The sequence below is a fragment of the Streptomyces sp. NPDC014991 genome (genome assembly GCF_043080665.1).
Classification (GTDB): Bacteria; Actinomycetota; Actinomycetes; order Streptomycetales; family Streptomycetaceae; genus Streptomyces.
Map to the genome: position 1 here is coordinate 127,271 of NZ_JBIBVY010000011.1, position 22,515 is coordinate 149,785.

At 76.0% G+C, this 22,515-nt stretch carries 20 protein-coding genes; 3 read left to right on the plus strand and 17 right to left on the minus strand.

The features are described 5' to 3' along the window. Positions 1–77: 77 nt before the first annotated feature. The 15 genes from ACF1BE_RS18925 to ACF1BE_RS18995 all read right to left on the minus strand — a co-directional run bounded on the left by ACF1BE_RS18925 (position 78) and on the right by ACF1BE_RS18995 (position 15,771). On the minus strand, positions 78–533 hold the full coding sequence (locus tag ACF1BE_RS18925; protein WP_392200173.1) for an RpiB/LacA/LacB family sugar-phosphate isomerase: 456 nt from the start codon (positions 531–533) through the stop codon (positions 78–80). Positions 534–613: 80 nt separating this feature from the next. Next, positions 614–1,882, minus strand: coding sequence for an ANTAR domain-containing protein (locus ACF1BE_RS18930; RefSeq protein WP_392200174.1), 1,269 nt, complete (start codon positions 1,880–1,882; stop codon positions 614–616). Positions 1,883–2,032: 150 nt separating this feature from the next. Then, positions 2,033–2,527: an STAS domain-containing protein gene (locus ACF1BE_RS18935; protein ID WP_392200175.1), complete on the minus strand. Its 495-nt coding sequence runs from the start codon at positions 2,525–2,527 to the stop codon at positions 2,033–2,035. Between the two features lie 124 nt (positions 2,528–2,651). After that, positions 2,652–3,587, minus strand: coding sequence for a glycosyltransferase family 2 protein (locus ACF1BE_RS18940; protein ID WP_392200176.1), 936 nt, complete (start codon positions 3,585–3,587; stop codon positions 2,652–2,654). Beyond that, positions 3,584–4,525 carry a glycosyltransferase family 2 protein gene (locus ACF1BE_RS18945; RefSeq protein WP_392200177.1) on the minus strand — a complete coding sequence of 314 codons (942 nt, stop codon included), beginning with the start codon at positions 4,523–4,525 and terminating at the stop codon, positions 3,584–3,586. The genes ACF1BE_RS18940 and ACF1BE_RS18945 overlap by 4 nt, the downstream gene beginning before the upstream one ends. Continuing rightward, on the minus strand, positions 4,515–5,519 hold the full coding sequence (locus ACF1BE_RS18950) for a glycosyltransferase family 9 protein (RefSeq protein ID WP_392200178.1): 1,005 nt from the start codon (positions 5,517–5,519) through the stop codon (positions 4,515–4,517). Before ACF1BE_RS18950 ends, ACF1BE_RS18945 begins: the two co-directional genes overlap by 11 nt. Before the next feature lie 448 nt (positions 5,520–5,967). Then, positions 5,968–7,386: a PfkB family carbohydrate kinase gene (locus ACF1BE_RS18955; RefSeq protein ID WP_392200179.1), complete on the minus strand. Its 1,419-nt coding sequence runs from the start codon at positions 7,384–7,386 to the stop codon at positions 5,968–5,970. Continuing rightward, entirely contained in the window at positions 7,383–8,132 is a 750-nt protein-coding gene (locus ACF1BE_RS18960; RefSeq protein WP_392200180.1) for an SIS domain-containing protein, read from the minus strand. Before ACF1BE_RS18960 ends, ACF1BE_RS18955 begins: the two co-directional genes overlap by 4 nt. Next, positions 8,129–9,361, minus strand: coding sequence for a glycosyltransferase (locus tag ACF1BE_RS18965; RefSeq protein WP_392200181.1), 1,233 nt, complete (start codon positions 9,359–9,361; stop codon positions 8,129–8,131). The genes ACF1BE_RS18960 and ACF1BE_RS18965 overlap by 4 nt, the downstream gene beginning before the upstream one ends. Next, a complete protein-coding gene (locus ACF1BE_RS18970; protein WP_392200182.1) occupies positions 9,358–10,320 on the minus strand; it encodes a glycosyltransferase in 963 nt (320 codons plus the stop codon). Before ACF1BE_RS18970 ends, ACF1BE_RS18965 begins: the two co-directional genes overlap by 4 nt. Then, the gene (locus tag ACF1BE_RS18975; RefSeq protein ID WP_392200183.1) at positions 10,317–11,327 is read right to left on the minus strand and encodes a glycosyltransferase family 9 protein; all 1,011 of its coding nucleotides are present in this window, start codon (positions 11,325–11,327) and stop codon (positions 10,317–10,319) included. Before ACF1BE_RS18975 ends, ACF1BE_RS18970 begins: the two co-directional genes overlap by 4 nt. Next, complete coding sequence (locus ACF1BE_RS18980) at positions 11,324–12,112, minus strand: D-glycero-alpha-D-manno-heptose-1,7-bisphosphate 7-phosphatase (RefSeq protein ID WP_392200184.1); 789 nt, start codon at positions 12,110–12,112, stop codon at positions 11,324–11,326. The genes ACF1BE_RS18975 and ACF1BE_RS18980 overlap by 4 nt, the downstream gene beginning before the upstream one ends. Then, a complete protein-coding gene (locus ACF1BE_RS18985; RefSeq protein WP_392200185.1) occupies positions 12,109–13,104 on the minus strand; it encodes a glycosyltransferase family 2 protein in 996 nt (331 codons plus the stop codon). Before ACF1BE_RS18985 ends, ACF1BE_RS18980 begins: the two co-directional genes overlap by 4 nt. Then, a complete protein-coding gene (locus ACF1BE_RS18990) occupies positions 13,101–14,735 on the minus strand; it encodes a carbamoyltransferase (RefSeq protein WP_392200186.1) in 1,635 nt (544 codons plus the stop codon). Before ACF1BE_RS18990 ends, ACF1BE_RS18985 begins: the two co-directional genes overlap by 4 nt. A 28-nt stretch (positions 14,736–14,763) precedes the next feature. After that, the gene (locus ACF1BE_RS18995) at positions 14,764–15,771 is read right to left on the minus strand and encodes an NAD-dependent epimerase/dehydratase family protein (protein WP_392200187.1); all 1,008 of its coding nucleotides are present in this window, start codon (positions 15,769–15,771) and stop codon (positions 14,764–14,766) included. A gap of 716 nt (positions 15,772–16,487) precedes the next feature. Here ACF1BE_RS18995 and ACF1BE_RS19000 point away from each other — a divergent pair. After that, positions 16,488–17,051 (plus strand): hemerythrin domain-containing protein, encoded by a 564-nt coding sequence (locus tag ACF1BE_RS19000; protein WP_392200188.1) that lies wholly within the window; start codon positions 16,488–16,490, stop codon positions 17,049–17,051. Between the two features lie 67 nt (positions 17,052–17,118). Here ACF1BE_RS19000 and ACF1BE_RS19005 read toward each other — a convergent pair whose 3' ends face one another. Both ACF1BE_RS19005 and ACF1BE_RS19010 read right to left on the minus strand, forming a co-directional pair. Then, positions 17,119–17,457: a DUF3040 domain-containing protein gene (locus tag ACF1BE_RS19005; RefSeq protein WP_392200189.1), complete on the minus strand. Its 339-nt coding sequence runs from the start codon at positions 17,455–17,457 to the stop codon at positions 17,119–17,121. A gap of 424 nt (positions 17,458–17,881) precedes the next feature. After that, positions 17,882–20,797 (minus strand): hypothetical protein, encoded by a 2,916-nt coding sequence (locus tag ACF1BE_RS19010; protein WP_392200190.1) that lies wholly within the window; start codon positions 20,795–20,797, stop codon positions 17,882–17,884. A 169-nt stretch (positions 20,798–20,966) separates the two neighbouring features. Between ACF1BE_RS19010 and ACF1BE_RS19015 the strand changes: the two genes are divergently transcribed. Beyond that, the gene (locus ACF1BE_RS19015) at positions 20,967–21,962 is read left to right on the plus strand and encodes a hypothetical protein (RefSeq protein ID WP_392200191.1); all 996 of its coding nucleotides are present in this window, start codon (positions 20,967–20,969) and stop codon (positions 21,960–21,962) included. Continuing rightward, positions 21,955–22,383, plus strand: coding sequence for a peptidase inhibitor family I36 protein (locus ACF1BE_RS19020; RefSeq protein WP_392200192.1), 429 nt, complete (start codon positions 21,955–21,957; stop codon positions 22,381–22,383). The genes ACF1BE_RS19015 and ACF1BE_RS19020 overlap by 8 nt, the downstream gene beginning before the upstream one ends. The last annotated feature ends 132 nt before the right edge of the window (positions 22,384–22,515 follow it).

Below are 22,515 nucleotides of genomic sequence, written 5' to 3' on the forward strand. Positions count from 1 at the left end.
AGGCGCGGTGCCAGGACCCGCGAGCCCGGCATGATCCGAACGAGAGGGCCTGGGCCCTCTCGTTCGAGCGAAAGACCCTAGGAACCCTTCCGGGCGGCGTCCAGACGGCCGACGCGGGCCACGTTCTGCCGGTCCTCCGCGTCCTGGCTGGGTTCCGCGGCGAACCAGGCGTCCAGGATCTCCTTCAGCACCGGCTCGGAGGTCAGGCGCAGACTCAGGGCGAGGACGTTGGCGTCGTTCCAGCGGCGCGCGCCGTCCGCCGTGGCGGCGTCCGTGCACAGGGCGGCCCGTACACTCGGCACCTTGTTGGCCGCGATGGAGGCGCCGGTGCCGGTCCAGCAGCACACCACCGCCTGGTCGGCCGCGTCCTCGGCCACGTCCCGGGCGGCGGCCTCCGAGCAGGCGGCCCACTGCGTGTCGGCCCCGGGCCGCAGAGCGCCGTGTTCCCGGACGTCGTGGCCACGGCGCCGCAGCTCGGCCACCAGGAGCCGGGCCACGGGTTCGTCCATGTCGGAGGAGACGGAGATCCGCATACCCCGGAGCCTAGCGTCCTGCCTCCGGGGAGGTCTCCGCCTGTGGTGCCGCTCCCGTGACCGGCCGGGCTTCCGTCCGGTCACCCGTGGCCGGGCTGCCGCACGGCGGGCGCGCCGCCGGTCAGCGCCCCGTGGAGATGTTCGAGGGCGTCCAGGAGGACCGAGCGGTGGTACCAGCTCAGCCAGGCCGACGTGTCGGCGGCCAGCTGGGCGAAGGCTCCGGCCTCGGAGGTGGTCGGCCGGTGTCCGGCCTCGGGCCAGTGCACGGTGATCACGCCGGTGCACGGGCCGGCGGGAGACAGCACCGGGATGCTGTGGAGGGCGCGGATGCCGGAGGTCAGCAGGGCGCGCCGGAAGTCGTCACGGAGCAGCGGCTCGGCGGCGACGTCGGGCACGCTCACCGGGCGGTTACCGGTCCGGGCTGCCGTGTCGGTGTCGGCCCCGCCGCGCTCGAGGTGGTCCAGGAACGTTTCCGCACAGCCGTGGCGGGCCTCCAGGGCCAGCGCGTCGGCTGCCGGGTCCACGCAACGCACATACCCGGCGGGCGCCCGCCCGATGGCCAGCGCCTCGTGCAGCACGGCGTCGATCATCCGCCGCCGGCAGCGGGGGTCGCGACCGGCGCGGGCCAGGATCCGCAGCTGCGGCGCGGGCAGGGAGCGGCGGCCGGGGAACCACACCTCGCCGTCCGGGGGCCTGGCCACCACCACGGCGGAGGCCAGGACGCGCAGCGGCACGTTGAACCGCTGGGAGGCGTCCCGGAGCACCCGGAAGGCGCTGCCGGGGTCCGGCAGGCCGTAGCGGGCCATGAGCGCGCCCTGTGCCATGCCGATCACCGGTGCCGTGCGCACCCGGGCGCGCAGCGCGCGGACCTCCTGGCGCAGGTCCTCGTACGAGGGCCGCAGCGGGTCCGTCAGCTGCGAGCGCCAGACGGGCGGCTCCTCCGCCGCGGGGGCGGTGCCGGCCAGTTCGCGCAGGGCCTCGTCGAGGGTGGCGTACAGCCGGACGCCGTTCAGGCGGGCCAGGTGCACCGCCTCGCGTACACCGGGCCGGGCGCGGACGATGATCAGCTCGGGGCGTCCGGCGCGGGCCCGGGCCGTCTCGCTGAGCGTGCGCAGCACCGCGGCGCCGCCGAGTTGCACGTGCGCCATGTCGAGGACGGGACGCAGCCCGGCGCGGTCCGCCCGCTTGAGGTGGCCGCGCAGCGCGTCGGACCAGGCCTGGGCTCCGTCGGCGTCCAGCGTGCCCGACATGCGCAGCAGCAGGGCGCCCTCGGCGGGCGGCCCCTCCACGACGGAGGAGTCGATGACGAGGGGAGCCGGAGCGGCCGGCCGGGCGGAAGAGGGTTTCATGGCATCCCCCAGAAAGGACGTCACCCAGTGATCGTTCGGCCTCTTCCTGACCGTTGCACCACCTTGCACGCCAGGCTCGCGGCCCTCAACCGCACCGCCCTCCGCGGGGGGGCACGGGCACCGGCTCGGGCATCCACTCGGACGCGTGCGCTACGCGGGGCCGCCGGGCTCCGCGCGGGCCGGTCCCCGGTCCGCCAGGGGCTGCGGGGGATGCAGAGCGCGCAGGGTGTGCAGGGCGGAGGCCAGCGTGGCGTGCACGCGCACGCCCGGCAGACCGGCGTTCGTCAGGGCCTCCCGCACGTGCGGGCGGGGCTGTACGACGGCCAGGGCGCGGCCGGCACGGGCGAGGGGGCCGGTCGCCCGGTCCAGGGAGCGCATCGCGGCGGCGCAGGCGAAATACACCTCGGTCAGATCCAGGAGGGGATGTTCCGCGGCCTGGGCGGCGTGGCCGACGTGCTCGGCGAGGGCCTCGGCGAACTGCCGGGCGTTGGAGTCGTCCACCGTGCCCCGGGCCTTCAGGACGCTGATGGCACCGAGCCCGGGGCGGTACTCGTGCACGGTCTGGAGGAGCAGCGGGGCGGGACCGCCGGGGCGGACGCGGGCCGGGGACGGCTGACCGCTGTCCGTGAGTGATCGGGATTCCATGGGACCGGGCTTCCTGAGCGGGGCGGGAGGAGCAGCCGGCCGCGTCCTGACCGGGGGATTCACTGTGCCCGCGCCCGTCGGCCGGCGCAACGACGTCACCCTGGCGTGTCGCACGTCGCGAAACTCAGCCGACGTACCGCCGGGCGAGTGAGTCCCTGCGGGCCCGCTCCAGCGCGGCCAGCCGGTGCTCCAGCTCCGGTGGTACGGGGTCGCGGTGGCGCAGCACCCACGGCAGCCCGGCGGCGGCGTGCGCGAACGCGCGGACGGAGGCGACGTCCCGGGGCACGGTCCGCGCGAGGTGCCCGGTGCGGCGCAGCGCCGGCAGCAGCGGGCGGCGCAGCCAGGTGAACCACAGCGTGTTGCGCAGCCCGAGGACGCGCCGGACCGTGCTGTCGCGCAGCACGGAAGCCTGGTGGTGGACGGTGAGGTCCTCGGCGTAGGCCAGCCACCAGCCCTGGCGCAGCAGGTCGCAGGCGAGCAGCTCCTCCTCCCCGCCGATCCACAGCCCGGGGTGGAAGCCGCCGCCGGCGCGGAAGGCCTCGGTGCGCAGCACGGTGGCGGCGGCGAGAAAGGAACCGAGGGCGGGGCCGGGCAGCCAGTCGGGGCCGGACAGCGGGGACTCGCGCAGTTCGCGTACGACCGGGTCCTCGGTGCCGTCCGGTTCCACGACGATCCGCGCGGTGACGGCCGCGAGCCGGGGCCGGGGGCCGAGCAGGTCGGCGGCCCGGGCGAGGCTGCCCGGCTCCCACCAGGTGTCGTCGTCGCAGAAGGCGACGTAGGGGGTGCGGACCCGCTGGACGGCCAGGTTGCGGCCGATGGCACCGAGGTTGCGGCCGGGGCGCAGCAGGGTCATCTCGGGGAAGTCGCGGGCGACGGCTTCGGCGGTGCCGTCGGTGGAGCCGTTGTCGGTGACGATCACCGGCGGACGCTCGGGCAGCCGGCGCAGCAGGGCGAGGGTGCGCAGCAGTTCGTCACGGCGGTTGCGGGTGATCAGGACGACGGTCGTGCGGTCGTCGGGGACGGTACGGGCGCGGGCGTCGGGCGTGGTGGTACTGGTCATCGCGGGGCGCCTTTCCTCAGGCCGCCGGCCGGCTCCCGGTCGAGCAGGCGGGCGGCGCGTTCGACGTGCGGCGGCAGGGTTCGGCGGCGGGCGAGGGCGGCCGGGAACCGGGTGAGTGTCTCCTTCAGGGCGCTGCGTGCGCCGGGACGGCCGGCCGCGGCGGCCAGTGCGAGGCCGGTGCCGGCACGCAGGGCGACCGGCCAGGGGCGGCGCAGGAAGAGGGTGAGCACGTGGTTGCGCCGGACGAGGGAGGAGCGGCCGGTGCGGCCGTGGTCCTCGGGGTGGTGGCAGGCGCTGAGGGAGGGCTCGTAGGTGACGCCCCAGCCGGCGGCGGCGAGGTCGTAGGCGAGCAGGGTCTCCTCACCGCCGAAGAAGAGCAGCGGGTGGTAGCCGCCGACGCCGAGGAAGGCCTCCCGGCGGACCACGCAGGCGCAGCCGAGGAAACCCAGCACCGGGCGGCCGGGCAGGTCCGGCTCGGGCGGCAGGGGTGAGGCGGCGAGTACGGCGTTGAGCGGGTCCTCGGTGGCCTCGGGGCCGACGAGGGTGCGGGCGGCGAGCAGACCGAGCCGGGGGTGGCGGTCCAGGAGGTCGGCGGCCCGGGCGAGGCTGCCCGGCTCCCACCAGGAGTCGTCGTCGCAGAAGGCGACGTAGGGGGTGCGGGCGTGCCGGGCGGCCAGGTTACGGCCGAGCGCCCCGGTGTTGGCGGCGGGCCGCAGCAGGCGGGTGATCGCCGGGTGGCCGGACACGGCCCGGTACGTGGTGTCGTCGCGGGAGTTGTCGACGACGATGACCGGTGGCCGCTCGGGCAGCGCGGCCAGGGCGTCCAGGGTGCGCAGCAGACTGGCGCTGCGGTCCCGGGTGATGACGGCCACGGTGACCCGGGGTTCGCCGTCGGCGGGCGTCGTGCGGGCGCGGCCGGGTGCCTGGTCAGTGCACATGCGCCGCCTCCCCGTCCTGCCGCTGCCGGCCGCGGGCGTCCCGCAGCAGCGTCAGACAGGCCGCGGCGACCTCGCCGGTGCGGACGCGCAGCAGGCGGGCGTCCGGGGTGCGGCCGTGCGGGTCGCCGGGCGGACCGGGTTTCCACAGCGCGAGGTGGTCCGGGCCGGGTGGCGGCCCCCACAGACGCGGGGAGACCGGCCCGAACAGGGTGACCGAGCGGGTGCCGTGGGCCACCGCGAGATGGGCGAGGCCCGTGTCGCCGCTGAGCACCAGGGACGCCTCGGCGACCAGCGCGGACAGCCGGGCGAACGGCAGGCCGCCGGTCAGCACGTCACCGGCGCGCTGACCCCCGCGTTCGGCGACCGAGCGGACCAGGGCGTCCTCACCGGGGCCGCCGGTGAGGACCACGTGGTGTCCGGCCGCCCGCAGGCACCGTACGACGGCGGCGAACCGCTCCCCCGGCCAGCGGCGCGAGCCCGAGGCGGCCCCCGGGTGCACGACGACCGCGCCCGGGGCCGGGGACGGCGTGGCGGGCCGGGGCAGCCGCAGGTCGAGGGGGTCGGCCGGGATGCCGTAGCCGTGCAGGAAGGCGCACCAGCGGTCGCGTTCGTTGAGCTGTGCCGACCACGGCGGCCCGTCCGGGCAGGCGTGCGCGAGGAGCCGGCCCGGACGCAGGGCGGCCAGCGCGTCACGGCTCTCGGGGCCGTTGCCGTGCAGGTCGACGGCCACGTCGGGAGGCGGGCCGGACCAGTGGGTGAGCGCCGGGACCGCGCGGCCGGGTGCCTCGGCCGGGAACACGGCGTCGACCGCCCCGGTGGCCAGGGCGAGTTCGGTCAGGCCCGGCGGCTGGGCGAGGACGACCCGGTGCCCGGGAAAGGCCCGGCGGACACCGCGCAGCGCGGGCACGCCGGCCAGCAGGTCACCGAGGCCCAGCGCACGCAGGACCAGGACGCGTGGCGCGTCGGGGGGGCTCGCGAAGTGCTCAGTGCTCACCGAGGAGATCCTCCGGCGGACGGGGACGTGTGTCCTGCGGGGTCGGGGACGAGGACGAGGCCGGGGTGGTGGACGGGGACGTGGATCCGGCGGACGGCGGGTGGCGGCGATCGCCGTGTACGGCCGGGCCTGCACCGGCATCCGCCCACCGGCCACCGGGCGATCCGGTGAGGTGGACCTCCCAGGCGCGGGGCTGCCTGCGCCCGGGCTCTGTGGCGGGCGCCCGCCGGCCGGCTCCCGGCCTGCGGCGGCCGCCGAGGCACCGACGTCCCGGCAGGCCGGGTCCGTCGCCGGGCGCCGGGCCGACTGCGCATGGTGTTGCGCCGGAACCCTGCGGTGGCCGCCTCTCCCGTCCGACGGCAGGCGCCGAAGCCTCCCGGCGGGCCGGCCGTGCGCGCAGGGCCCGGCGGGGCGGGCGTGTGCGGGGCGCGGAGACGGGTCGTGGGGGTCACCTCGGGGTGCCCGGGGCGGGGGTTCGGGCCGCGCGGCGGGCCAGGACGGTGGTGGAGCGGCCGTCGAGGTAGGGCAGGAGCAGGACCTGGCCGCCCCAGCTCTCCACGAGGGGCTGTTCGGGCAGCCGGGTCCGGGCGTAGTCGCCGCCCTTGGCCCAGATGTGCGGGCGGAGTTCGCCGAGGATGCGTTCGGGGGTGTCCTCGTCGAAGACGGCGACCGCGTCCACGCACTCCAGGGCGCGCAGCACCCGCACCCGGTCGGCGGCCGGGACGAGGGGCCGGCCGTCGCCCTTGCGGCGGCGTACCGAGTCGTCGGAGTTGACGCAGACGATCAGGCACTCGCCGGCCCGGCGGGCGGCCTGGAGCAGGGCGACGTGCCCGGCGTGCAGCAGGTCGAAGCAGCCGCCCGCGGCGACGACGGTGCCGCCCGCGGCCCGGACACGGGTGGCGGTGCGCACGGCGTCGGCGGTGGTGTCACCGTCGGCCGGGGCCCCGGCGGCCGGCTCGGGCCGCTCCGGGCCGGCGACCGCGCGGGCGCCGCCCTCGGCGACGTAGCGGGTGGCGGCGTGGACCGCGGCCTGGACGGCGGCCTCGGTGAGGGCACCGTCGGCGAGCAGACCGGCGGCGGCGGAGGCGAACCGGTCGCCGGCGCCGCAGGGGTCGCCGGAGGCGGCGGCCGGGGTCGGCACGAGCAGCGGCGTGTCACCGTGGGAGAGGAGGGCGCCGCGCTCGCCGAGGGTCACGGCGACGGCCTGCGCCTGCCAGGCGGCGACCAGGGCGCGGGCGTCCCGGGCGGCGGTGCGCAGTCCGGCCGTGTCGCCGGCGTCGTCGCCGTCGGCCGGCTGCCGGGCGAAGGCGCGCGCCTCCTGTGCCGAGGGGGTGACCAGGCGGACGCCGGGTACGGGGGCCCGGCCGCGGACGTGGGGGTCCCAGACGACGGGCGCCGCGGTGTGGGTCAGCGCGTCCCGCAGGACGTCGGCGGTGCCGCGGCCGTAGTCGGCGACGAGGACGCCGTCGGCCGCCGCGACCGTGGACACCGCCTCCCGGGTCGCCTCGCGGGCGCGTCCCTCGCCGTCGTCGAGGCGCAGCAGCGGCCGGTCTCCCGCCAGGACCCGGGTCTTGCTGCTGAGGCTGCCCTCCAGCGGCACCTCGACCAGGTGGACCCGGCCGGCCAGCAGCTCGCGCAGGGTGTCGCTGGCGGGGTCCGTGCCGAGGGCGGTGACCAGGGTGACGGGGCGTCCGTCACCCGCCGCGAGGCAGGCGGCGAGGGCGGCTCCGCCGGGACGGGAGCTGCGCCGGGTGCCGTGGACGACGGGCACGGGGGCGTCCGGGGCCAGGCGTTCGGCCCGGCCGCACAGATCGTGGTCGAGCAGGGCGTCGCCCACGACGACCAGGGGTGTGTGCGAGGCGTTCACGCGTGTCCCTCCGTGGGGGCTACGGGCGCGCCGGACGCGGCACGGCCGACGGTGCGGGCGCGGCCCACCAGCCGGCCGACGACGCCCGGCCTGACGTCGGCCGCGGGCTTGCCGTCGTTGCCGTCGCCGTCGGCCCGGTGGTCGGCCTCGCCGCGCTCGACGGCCCGGTCGAAGGCCTCGCACAGCATGTGCACGGCGACCAGGTGCAGTTCCTGGACGGTGGCGGCGACGGGGGCGTCGACGCACAGGGCCTCGTCCGCGCCGAGGTGCAGCGGATTGGGGGCCCGTCCGGTCAGCGCCCACACCGTCATGCCCATGTGGCGGGCACGCTCGGCGGCGGCCAGCAGGTTGGCGCTCGCTCCGCTGGTGGACAGCAGCAGCAGGACGTCTCCGGGACGGCCGTGGGCGGCGGTCTGGCGGGCGAACACCTCCTGGACACCGTAGTCGTTGGCGATCGCGGTGGTGGATGAGGTGTCGGCGTGCAGGGCGACCGCGGAGAACGGCGGCCGGTCCTCGCGGTAGCGGCCCACGAGTTCGGCGGTGAGGTGCTGTGCCTGCGCGGCGCTGCCGCCGTTGCCCGCGACGAGCAGCCGGGCGCCGGAGCCCAGCCGGTGGGCGAGGTCGGTGCCCCAGCGTTCGAGGAGCGGACCGCGGTCGCGGAACGCCTTGAGCGCCTTCATCAGGTCGTCGCAGTGGGTGGTGTCGGTGGCGGCGGTTCCGTGCGTGGTGCCCGTGGCGGTCTTCATCGGAGGACTCCCGAGAGCGAGCGGACGGAGGACACGGCGCCGTACACCCCGGCCACGCCGTCGGTGACCCGGTCCCAGGTGTAGTGGCCGAGGACCCGTTCGCGGCCGGCGGCTCCGTACCGGGCGAGCCGGTCGGGGTCGGCGAGGAGGGTGCGGACGACCGCGCCGAGGTCGTGTCCGTCGTCGGCCGGGACGAGGACGCCGGTGGTGCCGTCCACGACGGTGTCGAGCTGGCCGCCGACGGCGGTGGCGACGACCGGGGTGGCGCAGGCCATGGCCTCCAGCGGGACGATGCCGAACGGCTCGTACCGGGGCAGCGACAGCACCAGGTCGGCGCTGGACATCAGCCGGGGCATGCGGGCCCGGCTGACACCGCCGAGCAGGGTGACCCGGTCGGACACCCCGAGTTCGGCGGCTATGCCGTACAGGCGCGCGGCCTCGGGTTCGGTGCCGAGCAGGTCGGCCTCGGGGCCGCCGGCGATGAGGAGTTCCGCGTCGGGGACGCCGGCCAGGGCGTGGATGGCGCGGTCGTACCCCTTGCGGGGGACGAGCCGGCCGACGGCCAGCAGCCGTCGGCGGGTGCCGGCCCGGCGCGGGCGGCCGACGGGCGCGAACTGGTCGGGGTCGACTCCGCAGGGCACCACGCTGATCCGGTCCTCCGGCAGCCCCATGGCCTTCAGTTCGGCCACCTCGTCGCTGCACGTGGCGATGATCCGGGTGCACTCGTGGCCGATGGCCTCCTCGATGGCGAGGCGTTGCGGCGGGCTGGTGTCGGCGCTGCCCTGGTAGCGCTGCTTGACCGTGCCGAGCGCGTGGTAGGTCTGCACGACGGGGATGCCGAGTTCCCGGGAGCCGGCCAGGGCGGCCAGGCCCGACATCCAGAAGTGGGCATGGACCACGTCGGGCGGGCTCTGTGTCCAGTGCCGGGCCAGGAAGTCCCCGAACTCGGCCATGTGCGGCAGGAGTTCGTCCTTGGGGACGGGCGCGGGCGGCCCGGCGGGCACGTGCACGACCTGGACGCCGTCGATGAGGGTCACCCGGTCCGGCAGGCCCGCCGAGTCCCGCCGGGTGTACACCGTGACCCGGTATCCCTTTCTGGCGAGCTGCCGGGCGACCTGCGCCACGTACACGTTCTGGCCGCCCGCGTCCGGTCCGCCGAGCGCGGCCAGCGGGCTGGCGTGCTCGGAGACCATGGCGACGCGCCCGGCCGTGTGCGGAATGCGGCTCATCGGGTGACCTCCTTGATCAGGCGTTCCCAGTCCTCCAGGAAGCGCCGCTCTCCGTAGCGGGCCTGGGCCGCCGCCCGGGCCGCCGCGCCGGTGCGGCGGGCCAGCTCGGGTTCGGCGAGGAGGGCCCGTACGGCGTCCTCCAGTACGTCGAGGCGGTTCGAGACCACCCCGGCGCCGTCGGGTACGGCCTCGCGGACCTCGGTGGTGTCCAGGGCGACCACGGGCATGCCGAGGAACATGGCCTCCAGCAGGGACAGGCCCAGCGAGGTCCAGCGCACGGGGTGCAGGTAGAGACGGCAGCGGGCCATCTCGCGGTGCAGTTCGTGCTGCGGGAGGTCCCGGGTGCGGCAGCGGCCGGGCGGCAGGCCGAGGTGCTCGGCGAGTCCTCCGGCGCGCATACCGAAGACGTCCAGGGGCGCGGAGCGGGCGAACCGGGGCAGCAGGTCGGTGCCGGTGGTACGGCCCCTGCGCACGGGTTCGTTGACCACGACGGCCGCGCGCCGCTCGGTGCCGGTCCAGAGCGGGCCGGGGTCGACGATGCCGTGCTCGACGACCTCGGTCGGGGCCCGGCCGTTGTCCCACATCAGCCGGTTGAAGTGGGTGACGTGCACGACCGGGATCCGGGACTGTCCGGCCAGCGGGTGGAGCTGCCGCTCGGGTGAGGCGTCGGGGGTGTTGTGCTCGACGTACACGGCGGGGACGTCCACGCCCGGCCTGCGGCCGGTCCAGCGCGCGGCCAGGTCGATCTCGTGGGGGCGTTGCAGGACCATCAGGTCGATGTCGCTGTCCCGCAGTTCCCCGGGGGCGCGTTCCCGGACGGTCGCGGGCCAGTCCCAGGTGACGGCCCGGCCGAGCCCGTCGGGGCCGCGGTCCCCGGTGACCGGGACCAGGTAGGTGTGCGGGCCCCGCACGAAGGCGGTGAGCCAGGATCCGTGCACGTGCCAGACGAGGATGTTCATGAGTGCCGCTCCTGGATGAGCTTGTGCACCGCGCGCACCACGTCCTGCCCGGTGACCTCGTCGAGGCAGGGGTGGCCGGGCACGGGGCAGGTGAGGGCCCGGGTGTCCGCGCAGGGCGCCGACTGGTCGCCGAGCAGGATGACGGGGACGCCGTACGGCGCCCAGCGGCCGGCCGGCACGACCGGCGCGAACAGTGAGACCACCGGGGTGCCGACGGCGGCGGCGAGGTGGGCGGGGCCGGTGTTGGCGCTGATCACCGCGTCGGCCATGCGCAGCACACCGGCAAGGGTGCGGGGGGAGGTGCGGCCGCCGAGGTCCACGGCGAGGTCGCCGCTCACCTGCCGGGTCAGGGCCCTCTCGCCGGGGCCGCCGGTGACGACGACGCGGTGCCCGGCGTCGGTGAGCAGGGCGACGGCCTCCGCGCAGCGGTGCGGGCTCCAGGCGCGGGCTGGGGCGCTGGCGCCGGGGTGCAGGACGACGTAGGGGCCGTGGCCGGTGAGGCTGCCGGTGTCCGGAGGAGGCAGCACGAGCAGCCGGCCGTCGTCCTGGGCGGGGAGCGGGAAGCCCAGGGCGGCGGCCGTCTCCAGGGCCGCCTCGGCCTCGTGCCGGCCGGCCTGCCGCCGGTGGCGTACGTCGAGCAGCCGGCCGGGGTGGTCGACGCTGTCGGCGCCGATCCGGCCGATGCCCGCGAGCCGCAGCAGCAGCGCGGTGGGCAACGGGCTCTGGTGGAAGGAGGTGAGGACGAGCGCGGTGTCGTAGGCGCCGGCGCGCAGCCGTTCCAGCAGGGCGTCGACGTCCGCCGGGACGACCGGGGGCGGGTCGAAGCCCTCCCAGGGCGCCGCCCACTCCAGCACCTCGTCGACGCCGGGCAGCAGCCGGGCGGCGTCCGCGCCGCGCGGACCGCAGAGCATCGTGACGTGGGAGGCGTGGGCGGCGACGGCGCGTACGGCGGGGCCGGCGAGCAGGACGTCACCGAAGCTGTCGAGACGGACGACGAGGGCCTTCACCGCGACCGCCTCCCCGAGGGAGTCCCGTGACCCGCCACGTCGCACGACCGCTCGCTGGCGGCAGCCGCCGCACCGTACGGCCGCTCGCCCTCGGGGGCGGCGGGGGCGGCAGGGGCGGCGGTGGAGGCCGTGGTCGTGGGGGTGCTGCGGGCTGCGGAAGCCGTGGGAGCCGCGGGAGCGGTGGTGTCGTACCGGGGTGTCCGCGTCCGGGACCGGCCGGCGGCCGTGGTCCGTACGGACGTCCGTCCCCCGGCCGTGATACCGGCCTCGGCCAGCGCCGCGCGCACGGCGGTGAGCACGTCGGGGGCGCTGTCCATGGCGAAACGCGCGACCTCCGCCGGCGCCGTGGCCGCGTTCGGGACGAGCACGCCCCGGGCGCCCGCCGCGCGGGCGGCCAGCACGTCCGCGCCGATGTCGCCGATCACCAGGCACCCGGCGGTCTCGACGCCCAGCCGGGCGGCGGCGGTGCGGATCAGGCCGGGCCGGGGTTTGCGGCAGGCGCAGCCCGCGTCGGGGGCGTGCGGGCAGAACACCCAGGTGTCCAGTCCGCCCAGCAGCTCGTCGGCACGCTCGTTGACGCGGAGCACCTGGTCGACGGTGAGCAGGCCGCGGCCGATGCCGGACTGGTTGCTGACGACCGCGGTCGGCAGCCCGGCGGACCGTGCCAGCGCGACGGCCGCGGCGGCACCCGGCAGCAGCCGGACCCGGCCGGGGTCGCCGTTGTACGGCACGTCCTGCACGAGGGTGCCGTCACGGTCGAAGAGAACGGCGCACAGCCCGCTCACCAGGCACCCCCCAGGGGTTCGGCATGCCGGTGGCGGACGACGCCGCGCACCCAGTGCCGGACGGCGAGGGGCGGGATGAGCACGCTGGTGCCGAGCATCCCGGCGATCTCGCGGGCGGTACGCGGGCCGGGCAGGATGCGGGCGAGGGCGAACTCGGCGGTGCCCAGCGTCCACAGCGCCGCCCAGGCGGTCGCCGCCCGGCGCCGCCCGGTCAGGGCGCAGGAGGCGGCGGCGAGGGCGGCTGCCGTGACCACGAGGTGGCGGGGCAGCCGGCCGCGGGGCGCCTGTGCGCGGTCCCACCAGTCACGGCCGTGCAGCCGGTTCATCAGGACGTCGTCGGCGTTGCCGCGCTGCGCGGGCAACGAGGCCCACCAGTGGGCCGGGCGGACCGGGTGCCGGGTGACCCGCCCGCCCCGGACCAGGGACCAGCCGGCCCGCCGCACGCGCAGCGCGAGGTCGGCGTCCTCGCGGAAGGCGCGCGGAAAGCGTTCGTCGAAGCCGCCGGTCCGTTCGAGGGCCTCGGTGCGGTAGGCCATGTCGGCCGTGGCCCAGGCGGCGTTCTCCAGGCCCTTGGTGGTGCGTTCCCAGTCGGTGGGCCGGCGGTCCGGTGGCAGGGGGACCCGCAGCCGCCCCTGGATGCCGCCGATGTCGGGGCCGGCCTCCCGCAGGTCCTCGGCGAGCCGCCGGGACCAGTCGGGCAGCACCTGGACGTCGTCGTCCAGGAAGACCGTCCAGGACGTACGGACGGTCTGCCAGCCGGCGTTGCGGGCGGCGGCCGGGCCCCGGCCGCCGGTGCGCAGGGTGCGTACGCGGTCGAGCAGCTGCCCGGCCGTCTCCAGCGGCAGGCCGCCGTCGGCCGCGGGCCGGTCGTCCACGACGACCACCTCGTGCGGCGGGTGGTCGCCGGCCGCGGCGAGCGCGCGCAGGCACTCGGCGAGGCAGGGGCGGCCGATCGTCGGGACGACAACGGTGTAGGCGGGTGCGTCGCTCATGCGAACGCCTTCCCGCGGCGGATCGCGAACGGGCCGAGCACCAGCAGGTCCACGGGGGCCGAGCCGAAGCACTCCAGGGCGTCCCCGGGGTCGTCGACCATGGGGCGGCCGGCGGTGTTCAGGCTGGTGTTGACCACCACCGGCAGTCCGGTGCGCCGTTCGAAGCCCTCGATCATGCGGGCGACCAGGGGCTCCTGGGCCCGGTCCACGGTCTGGATGCGGGCCGTGCCGTCGACGTGGACCACGGCCGGGATGCGGGCCCTCCAGTCGGGGGCCACCTCGTGCACGAACAGCATGTGGGGGCTGGGCAGCGGCCCGTCGAAGATCTCGCCCGCCCGTTCGGCGAGGACCATGGGCGCGACGGGCCGGAACTCCTCGCGTCCCTTGACGGCGTTGAGCCGCTCCAGGTTGGCGGCCCGGCCCGGGTGGGCGAGCAGCGAGCGGTGCCCGAGCGCGCGGGGCCCGTACTCGCTGCGGCCCTGGAACCAGGCCACGATGCCGTCGGCGGCCAGCGCCTCGGCGGCCGTCTCGGCGATGTCGGCGGGCTCCTCGTACGGCAGGGCCGCCCGTTCCAGCCGCTCCCGCAGCTCGGCGTCGCTCCAGCCACGGCCGAGGGCGGCGGTCGGCATCGGCTCCAGGGTGTCCTTCTGCCCGGCGACGTGCGCCGCCGCGCCCAGGGCCGTGCCGGCGTCGCCGGCGGCCGGCTGCACCCACACGTGTGCGAAGCCGCTGTCCCGCCACAGCCGCGTGTTGGCCACGCAGTTCAGCGCGACACCGCCGGCCAGGGCGAGCACGTCCTCACCGGTGCGCTCGCGCAGCCACCGGGCGAGGGCCAGCATGGCTTCTTCCAGGCAGAGCTGGGCACTGGCGGCGAGGTCGGCGTGGTCCTGGTCCCAGGTGCCGTCGGCGGGGCGCGGCGGGACGAGATCCGCCCAGGGCACCGGGCGGGCCCGGAAACCGCCGCCGTCCTCGGCGTGGACGTACTCGCGCAGCCGGCCGGCGAAGCGCGGGGTGCCGTGGGAGGCGAGGGCCATGACCTTGAACTCGTCGCTGCTGCGCAGGAATCCGAGGTGCTGGGTGAGGTCCTCGTAGAACAGGCCGAGGGAGTCGGGCAGTTCCTGGGTGCCGAGGACGGTCAGTTCGCGGCCGGTGTAGCGGCCGGCCAGGTGGGAGCCGCACTCGCCGCGGCCGTCCAGGACGAGGACGGCGCAGTCCGGGTACGGCGAGACGGCCCCGGCGGAGGCGGCGTGGGCCACGTGGTGCGGGACGAACCTGACCTTGGCCGGGTCGAGTCCGGGCAGGGCCTCGGCGAGGAATTCCGGGGCCCGGCGGGCGTACTCCTGCCGCAGGTGGTCCCAGGGGTCGTGCAGCCCCATCCGCTCGGCGGGGCGGGCGAGCGCCGGGTCGTAGGAGTAGGCGACGGCGTCCAGGTCGGACGGGGTGAGGCCGGCCTGTGCCAGGCACCAGCGGGCCGACTGCTCGGGCAGCTCCCAGGCGGAGAAGGGAACGGGCCGCTTGCCGTGCTTGCGGCGTGAGAAGCGTTCCTCCTCCGCTGCCGCCACGACCGTGCCGTCGGTGATGAGGGCGGCGGCGGGATCGTGGAAGAGTGCGTTGATTCCGAGGACGTGCATGCGCTGTCTCCAGGGCCGGGGGCGGGGGTCAGGACTGCGGGGCCGGGACCTCCGCACGCGAGAGCGGTTCCGGGGGCAGGGCGGAGAAGTAGGCGATGGTCTGCTTCAGGCCCTCCTCCCACGGGACTTGCGGGGACCAGCCGAGCAGCTCGCGCGCCAGGGTGGTGTCGGGGCGGCGCCGGCCGGGATCGTCCACGGGCCGGTCTATGAACGCGATCGGCGAGCGGGAGCCGGTCAGGGCGACCACCCGGCGGGCCAGGTCGGCGACGGTGATCTCGTCGCTGCCACCGATGTTGACGGGCCGTACGGAGCGGCTGGCGGCCACCCGCAGGATGCCGTCGACGGTGTCGTCGACGTAGCACAGCGAGCGGGTCTGGCTGCCGTCACCGGTCACGGTGAGCGGTTCGCCGGCCAGGGCCTGGCAGATGAACGTCGGTACCGCGCGGCCGTCATGAGCCCGCATGCGCGGCCCGTAGGTGTTGAACAGTCGTACTATCCCGGCGTTCGTCCCCCTGCTGCCGGCGTGCGCGGTCACCAGGGCCTCGCCGAACCGCTTGGACTCGTCGTACACACTGCGCGGCCCGATCGGGTTGACGTTGCCCCAGTAGCCCTCGTGCTGCGGGTGCACCAGCGGATCGCCGTACACCTCGGAGGTGGAGGCCAGCAGGAAGCGGGCGCCGTGGCGTTCGGCGATCGTCAGCGCGTTGCGGGTGCCGAGGCTGCCGACGTCCAGCGTCTCCAGCGGCATCCGCAGGTAGTCGGCGGGTGAGGCCGGGCAGGCGAAGTGCAGTACCAGGTCGTAGGGGCCCGGCAGCAGTCCGGTGCACTCGGCCGCGCAGACGTCGCAGTGCACGTACCGGAAGCCGGGCCGCTCCTCCAGGTGCGCGACGTTCTCGCGCCGCCCGCAGGCCAGGTTGTCGGCACAGTCGACTTCGACGCCCGAATCCAGCAGCCGTTCGCACAGATGGGAGCCGAGGAAACCGGCACCGCCGGTCACGAGGGCGCGCCGCCAGGAGAACGGTGTCTCAGCAGTCATGGGACTGTTCCTTCGTCCACGTCGTTCGCGCCTCGCCAGACGCCCTGGCCGGGCATGGGCGCGAACTGCGTCGCCGGGTCCGACGTCGTCGGCCCGCTGGGAGAGAAGGGAAGGAGAGGGCCGGGTCCCCGCTCGTCCGGAGGACCGCCCTGATCGGCCGCCGCTTGCTGGACGGCACTGGCAGCTGGGTTCCCCTGCCAGTTGGGTTCACGCGTTGGATTCTGATTCTCCCGGATCACGGGTGCTCGCGCGACTCCGGCGCCCCGCGTATCACGCCGGGAAGGCTCCCGCACGGCGACGTCCGGGCCCGGCCACCGCCCGGAGAGCCGCTCCGGGGCGGGAGCTGCCGCGACTGACCCCCGGACCGGTCCGCACGGCGCGGCGCCGCCCCGCGCAATTCGGCTGTACGGCGGGCAAGTGGCCGCTTCACGAGACGACTTCAGGACTTGCAGACGACTCGCGGCCAGGGCGGTGCCGGAGGCCGGTCCGGGGGGTGGGACCACCACCCCGGTGGGCGCACCGGGCGCGGCCGTCGGTGGCCGGACCATGGACGACCGCGGGAGGCGGCGCTGCCCGGAGCGGCCGGACGGCCGCCGCCTGCCACCCGATGGGCTGACGGAGCGTAGCGGACCGTGTAGCGCGCCGTCCCCGGGGCACCCGGCGGGACGACGGCCGGCCGTTCACGGGCCGCCGCGTGTCACTCAGGAGGTACGACGATGGGTCACGGCGGAAACGTCATCCAGGAGCTGACCACCGACCACCGTGAGGTCGAGGAGATCTTCGGCCGGATCGAGGCGCTTTCGCCCGGTTCCAGCGAGCGCAAGAACCTGGCCGACCAGGCCACGATCGAGCTGGTCCGTCACTCGGTCGCCGAGGAGGCCTACTTGTACCCGGCGGTGCGCGAGCACCTGACGGGCGGGGACGCCCTGGCCGACAAGGAGCTGGAGGACCACGCCAAGGCCGAGCAGATCATGAAGGACCTGGAGGGCTGTCAGGCCGACGACCCCCGGTTCGACACGCTCATGGCGCAGCTGATGACCGAGATCCGCTCCCATGTGGCCGACGAGGAGCTGAACCTCTTCCCGCGGCTGGAGGCGGCCTGTTCCGCCGATGCGCTGATGACCCTCGGCGACAAGGTGCGCCGGGCGAAGAAGACGGCGCCGACCCGCCCGCACCCGGCGGCGCCGGACAAGCCCCCGGCCAACAAGCTGCTGGCCCCGGGAGCCGGGCTGGTCGACCGGATGCGCGACGCGCTGTCGGGGCGGGGCAAGGAGAGCTGACGCGACACCGTTCGGGGCGGGAGGCGGGGCCGGGCACGTCGCCCGGCCCCGCCTGCCGCCCCGGGGCTCAGAGCCAGGGGGTGACCCGGGCGCCGGAGCGGGTCCGGGGGCGGGTGGCCCGGCACAGCAGCCGGAACACCTGCAACAGCGTCAGCGGCCACAGCACCGCGAAGCACCACAGCAGCGCCGGGTCGGAGGTGCGGATGCCCATGACGGCAGCGAACACCGACGCGGCCGTCAGCAGCACGACGGCCGCCGGCAGCCACCCCGGCCCGCGCGGGGCGCCCATCCGGCGCGCGAACCGGCGGTCCTGCCGGAGTCGCGACTCGATCTGCACCAGCGCGAGCCGCTCGCGCGGTGACAGCTGTACCTCGTCGTGCATCTCCCACATCTCCCAGTCGTCCACTGCAACGGCACCTCCTCCGCCGGACGGCGGCCCCGTGTTCCGGACGCCGAGTTCCCCGGACGGCGCGGGCGATGCGGGCCGCCGCGGACCTCGGGGGCGGGGCCGGGGTGGAGGAAACTCCACCCCGGAGCCGGTGGCCGGCCGGACTGAAAAGGCACCTGCGCACGGCCACGATGGAGGCCGTCAGGTCCCGTCGTCCGCTCACAGGGAGCCACGCGTGCCCGAGCCCACCGAGGTGCAGCCGGCCGAGGAACACCCGATGTGGCCCTGGGTGGTGGTGGTGGCCGTCGCGGCCTGCGTCGTGATCGTTCTCGTCAACGTACTCGTGACGGCGTGACGGCTTGCGGGGGCAGCCGGACGGCGGGCGAACCGTCGGCTTCCCTCGGTGCCGGGCCGCGGGTTCGCGTCGGGGCGGGCCGGTCCGCTAGGAGCCGTCCGGACGGCCGCACGGGGGGGCGTAGGCGACGTACGGCAGGTGGGCGGTCCACTGGGCGCGGGTGATGCGGGGGCCGGTGTGCGCGCAGGCGTGCGCGATGACGCGGGCCTGGTCGGTTCCGGCGAGCCGGACGGTGGCGTCGAAGCCGCCGGAGGCCAGCACGGTTCCGTCGGGGCTGAAGGCGACCGAGCTGACGGCCGTGACGTGGCCGGTCAGTATGGTCAGCGCGGTCGGGTGCGCAGGCCGGTCGACGCTCCACATCCGCACCGTGCGGTCGTCGCTCGCGCTGGCGAGGGTGCGCCCGTCGGGGCTGAACGCCACCGAGCCGACGACGTCGGTGTGACCGTGGAGGCCGGCGAGCGGGGCCGGACGGCGCGGGTCGGCGAGGTCCCACAGGCGTACCGGGGCGTGCCCGCCGCCGGCCGTGGCGAGTGTGCGGCCGTCGGGGCTGAAGGTCACGGAGAACGCGCCGGTGCCGTGGGCGGCCAGGGCGGCCAGCCGTCCCGGCCGGCGCCGGTCCGCGACGGCGGTCAGCCGTACGGCGCCGTCCTCGCCGGCGCTGGCGAGCGTGCGGCCGTCCGGGCTGAACGCCACCGAACGGACCGCGTCACGGTGTCCGGTCACCCGCGTGAGCAGGGCGGGCCTGGCGGGGTCGGCGACGTCCCAGAGCCCCACGCTGCCGTCGCTGCCGGAGGTGGCGAGCGTACGGCCGTCCGGGGCGTAGGCGAGGGAACGTACGTCTCCCCCCTGCCCGGTGAATGAGGCGAGCAGGGCGGGCCGGGTGGGCGTCGCCGTGTCCCACAGCCGCACGCTTCCGTCGGCGGACCCGGTGGCCAGCGCGCGGCCGTCCGGGCGGTAGACCACGGTCCGGACGTCGTCCCCGTGGCCCCGGAGGGTGGCTTGGGCGACGGGGCGGTCGGTGCCGCGCACCCGCCACAGCCGCGCGGTGTGGTCGCCGCCGGCGGTCGCCAGCTGGCGTCCGTCGGGGCGGTAGGCGAGGGCGAGGACCTCCTTGGCATGGGCCGGCACGGTGGTCATCAGGGTGCTCACGAGGGCGTCGCGCGTCCTGGTGGTCGGGGCGAGCCGGTAGGCCGTCATGCCCAGCTGTACCGCCAGCCCGGGATCGGTGTCGATGAGTCCCGTCGCGCTGTCCGCGATGGTCTGGGCGACCGCGTCGTTGCGCTGCCGGGTGACCTCGTCCTCGGCCCGACGGGCGTCGACGGTGGCGATGGCCGCCACCACGACGAGTACGGCCAGGAGCGCGACGAGGGTGCGCAGGCGTCGGGCGCGCCGCCGGGCGGCATTCCCGGCCGCGGCCTCGGCTGCCGTGCCGGCGTCGACGAAGGCCTGTTCCGTCGGGGTCAGCCGGATCCCGCGGCTGGTGACGAGGTCGCGGGCGAGGGCGAGCCGGGCGCCGCGGTAGAGGGCGCCGGGGTCCCGTCCGAGGGTCTCCCAGGCGCGGGCGGCGTCGCTGAGCTGACGGTGGGCCCGTAACCGTTCACGGTCGTCGGTCAGCCAGCCGCGCAGCCGGGGCCAGGCCCGGATGAGCGCCTCGTGGGTGAGTTCGACCCGTCCGTCGTCGAGGGTGAGCAGGCGCAGCGCCGCGGCCCGCGCCAGCACGGTCGCGGTGTCCGCGTCCTCGCCGAGTTCCTCGCGGGAGACGGGCCGCTTGGTGTCCTCGGTGCCCTCGCCGAGGGCGATGAGGTGTACGAAGGTCTGCCGGGCCAGTTGCTGCTGACGCTCGGTGAGCGAGGAGTAGAGGCTCTCCGCGGACTGGGCGAGTGCCCCCTCGAATCCGCCGGCCGCGTGGAAGCCGTCCAGCGTCAGGGCGGCGCCGCGCCTCCGGCGCCAGGTCTCCAGCAGCGCGTGGGACAGCAGGGGGAGGACTCCGGCCTGCCCGTGGGCGTGGGCGACGAGGGTGGCCTGGAGGGCGCCCTCAACGGTGAGGCCGGCCCGCCGGGCGGGTTCGACGACGGCGCACCGCAGTTCGGCGGCGCTCATCGGCCCGACGACGACCTGCGCGTCGCGCAGGATGGCGACGAGCGGGGCGTGGCGGGTGCAGTGGGCGTAGAAGTCGGCGCGGATGCCCAGGACCACCCGGCAGCCGGATCCGGGCCGCTCCGCCTCCTCGACCAGGGCGGCGATGAAGCGGGTCCGCTCGCCGGCGTCGGTGCAGACGGTGAAGATCTCCTCGAACTGGTCCACCACGACGACCAGTTCACCCGGCCCGGAGCCAGGCCCGGATGCCGTCCCGGAGCCCGCCTCGGATGCCGCCCCCGCGGCGAGCACCTTCTCCAGGCGTTCCCGCGGGTGCGGTCCGGGGGTGAGCACCCGCACCGTGCGGCGCGGTTCGCCACGGGCCAGGCGCGGCAGCAGTCCGGCGCGCAGGAGGGAGGACTTGCCGGCTCCCGACGCGCCGACGAGGGCCACGGCCCGCCGCCGGGCCAGGGTGGCGAGGAGGTCCTCGACGAGACGCTCGCGGCCGAAGAACAGGTCGGCGTCCTCGGTCCGGAAGGCCGCCAGACCGACGTACGGCCCCCTGAGCGGGCCGGCCGGCACCTCCGGGCAGGGCTGTGCGTGCGGGCTCCCCGCCTGCTCCGGGCCGTTCCGCTCCTGCGGGGTGCCGGAGGACACGGCGCGGAGTTCGACGGCGACGGCGTGCCAGCGCCTCTCCCACTCCCGCGGGTCGCCGCCGCAGGCCCGCACGTAGGAAAGCGTGACGTCCAGGCTGGGCAGCCGCCGTCCGGAGGCGGCGCCGGACAGGGTGGCCACCGAGTAGTGGGCGCGGTGCGCCAGATCCCGGTACGGCGGGGATCCGGCCTCGTGACGTAAGCGGCGCAGAGCCGCGGCGAACCGCAGCAGCGGTCCGTCGTCCCCCTCCAGCGGACGCTCCTTGCGGGCCATGCTCCCCTTCCCCGCTCACGCTTCCCCACCCGAAGGGTTTTCGGCCCTCTGGTGTGGATTGTTCAGCAATTGTTTGTTCACTGCAACCGGCCCGACGGCGAACAACGGACAACGGCTAAACCTGGGTTCACGCACCACGACAGCGTGAGCGAGAGGAGGGCCTTCGCAGATGAGGCGTCACCGTGCCACCGCAACGACCGCGGCCAACGCCGTGGCCGCCGGTCTGGCCGCCGTCCTGCTGCTGGGCGGATGCGGGGCGGCCACGGGCGGCCCGGCGCCCGGCCCGGGTCCGGCGGGTTCGTCCCGCGAGCCGGGCCCGCGGGAGTCCCGGGTGCTGGCACGGGCGGAGCAGGTCCTGATCAGCCGGTGCATGGCCGCGCGGGGATTCCGGTACGAGGTCACGGCGGTCGCCGGGACTTCCGGCGAGGGTGCGCGGTCCTTCCCGTACGTGATCGACGACGTCGCGTGGGCCCGCGCCCACGGTTACGGCGGCCGTCAGGAGCGCCTCAGGGCCGAGGCGCGCCGGGCCGACCCGAACCAGCGGTACTTCCACGGGTTGCCGCCGGCCGCGCGGGCCGCGGCCCGCACCGCGCTGATGGGGTCCTCGCCCGTGGGGCTCTCGGTGCGGGCGCCCACCAGGATGACGATCACCGCTTCCACCGAGGGCTGCATCGCGGACGCCGAACGCACGCTCTACGGAGATCTGGAGGGCTGGTTCCGCGTCAAGGTCATCACCATAAACCTGCGTCCCGTCCGGGAGACGCGCGTACGCCGGGACCGGCGGTACGTGGCCGCGGTGGGCCAGTGGGCCGCGTGCATGCGGGCGGCGGGCCGGCCGTACGCCGGACCCGACGAGTCCCGGCAGGCGGCGGCCCGCTACCGCGAGAGGCTGCCGGCATCCGAGGCGGACGCGGCCGGGACCGCGCTCGCCGTCATCGAAGCGACCTGCGCGACCGGCACACCGCTGGCGCGGGTCTCCCGGGCTCTGGACCGCTCCTACGGCGATCGACTCCGCGCGCAGTACCGGGAGGAGCTCGTCGCCAGGTGGAGGTTCCAGAACGCCGCGCTGCCGATGGCTCGGCGCCTCGCACCACCTTCTGCATCCGCACCACCGTCATCACACCAACCGGGTGAGACGGAGACCTCTGGAGGGTCCCATGCGTAAGTTCCGCACCATGCTGCTGGCCGGCACGTTCGTCCTGCCGCTGCTGACCGTTCCCGCCGCCCTGACCACGGCGCACGCCGCCACGGGGAACACCGCTGCGGCGAGTGCCTCCGGCCTGGCCGCCGACGGCGCCTACTGGGTGTGGGAGGACACCAACCGCGGCGGTCACTCCTGCGGGTGGAGCGGCGACGACGCCAACTGGAGCACCTGCGGCCCGAACGGCGGCTTCAACATGAACGACCGGGCCTCGGCCTGGTGGAACAACGGCTACGGCGGCGCCTACGGAGACGTGCGTGTCTACGAGAACATCAACTACGGCGGCGCCTCCACCTGCGCCCCGAACGGGGGCCAGGGCAACATCCCGTGGGAGTGGAACGACCGCATCTCCTCCCACAAGTGGGTGACCGCCTGCGGCTACTGACCACCGCTCCCGCACCGTCGGGCCTCCCGGGCATCATGCCCGGGAGGCCTTCGACGTGCCGGGTGAGGCCCGCCCGCACGCCGTTGCGGGCAGCTCATGAAGCGCTACGGAACGTGAAAGCACACAGCCGCA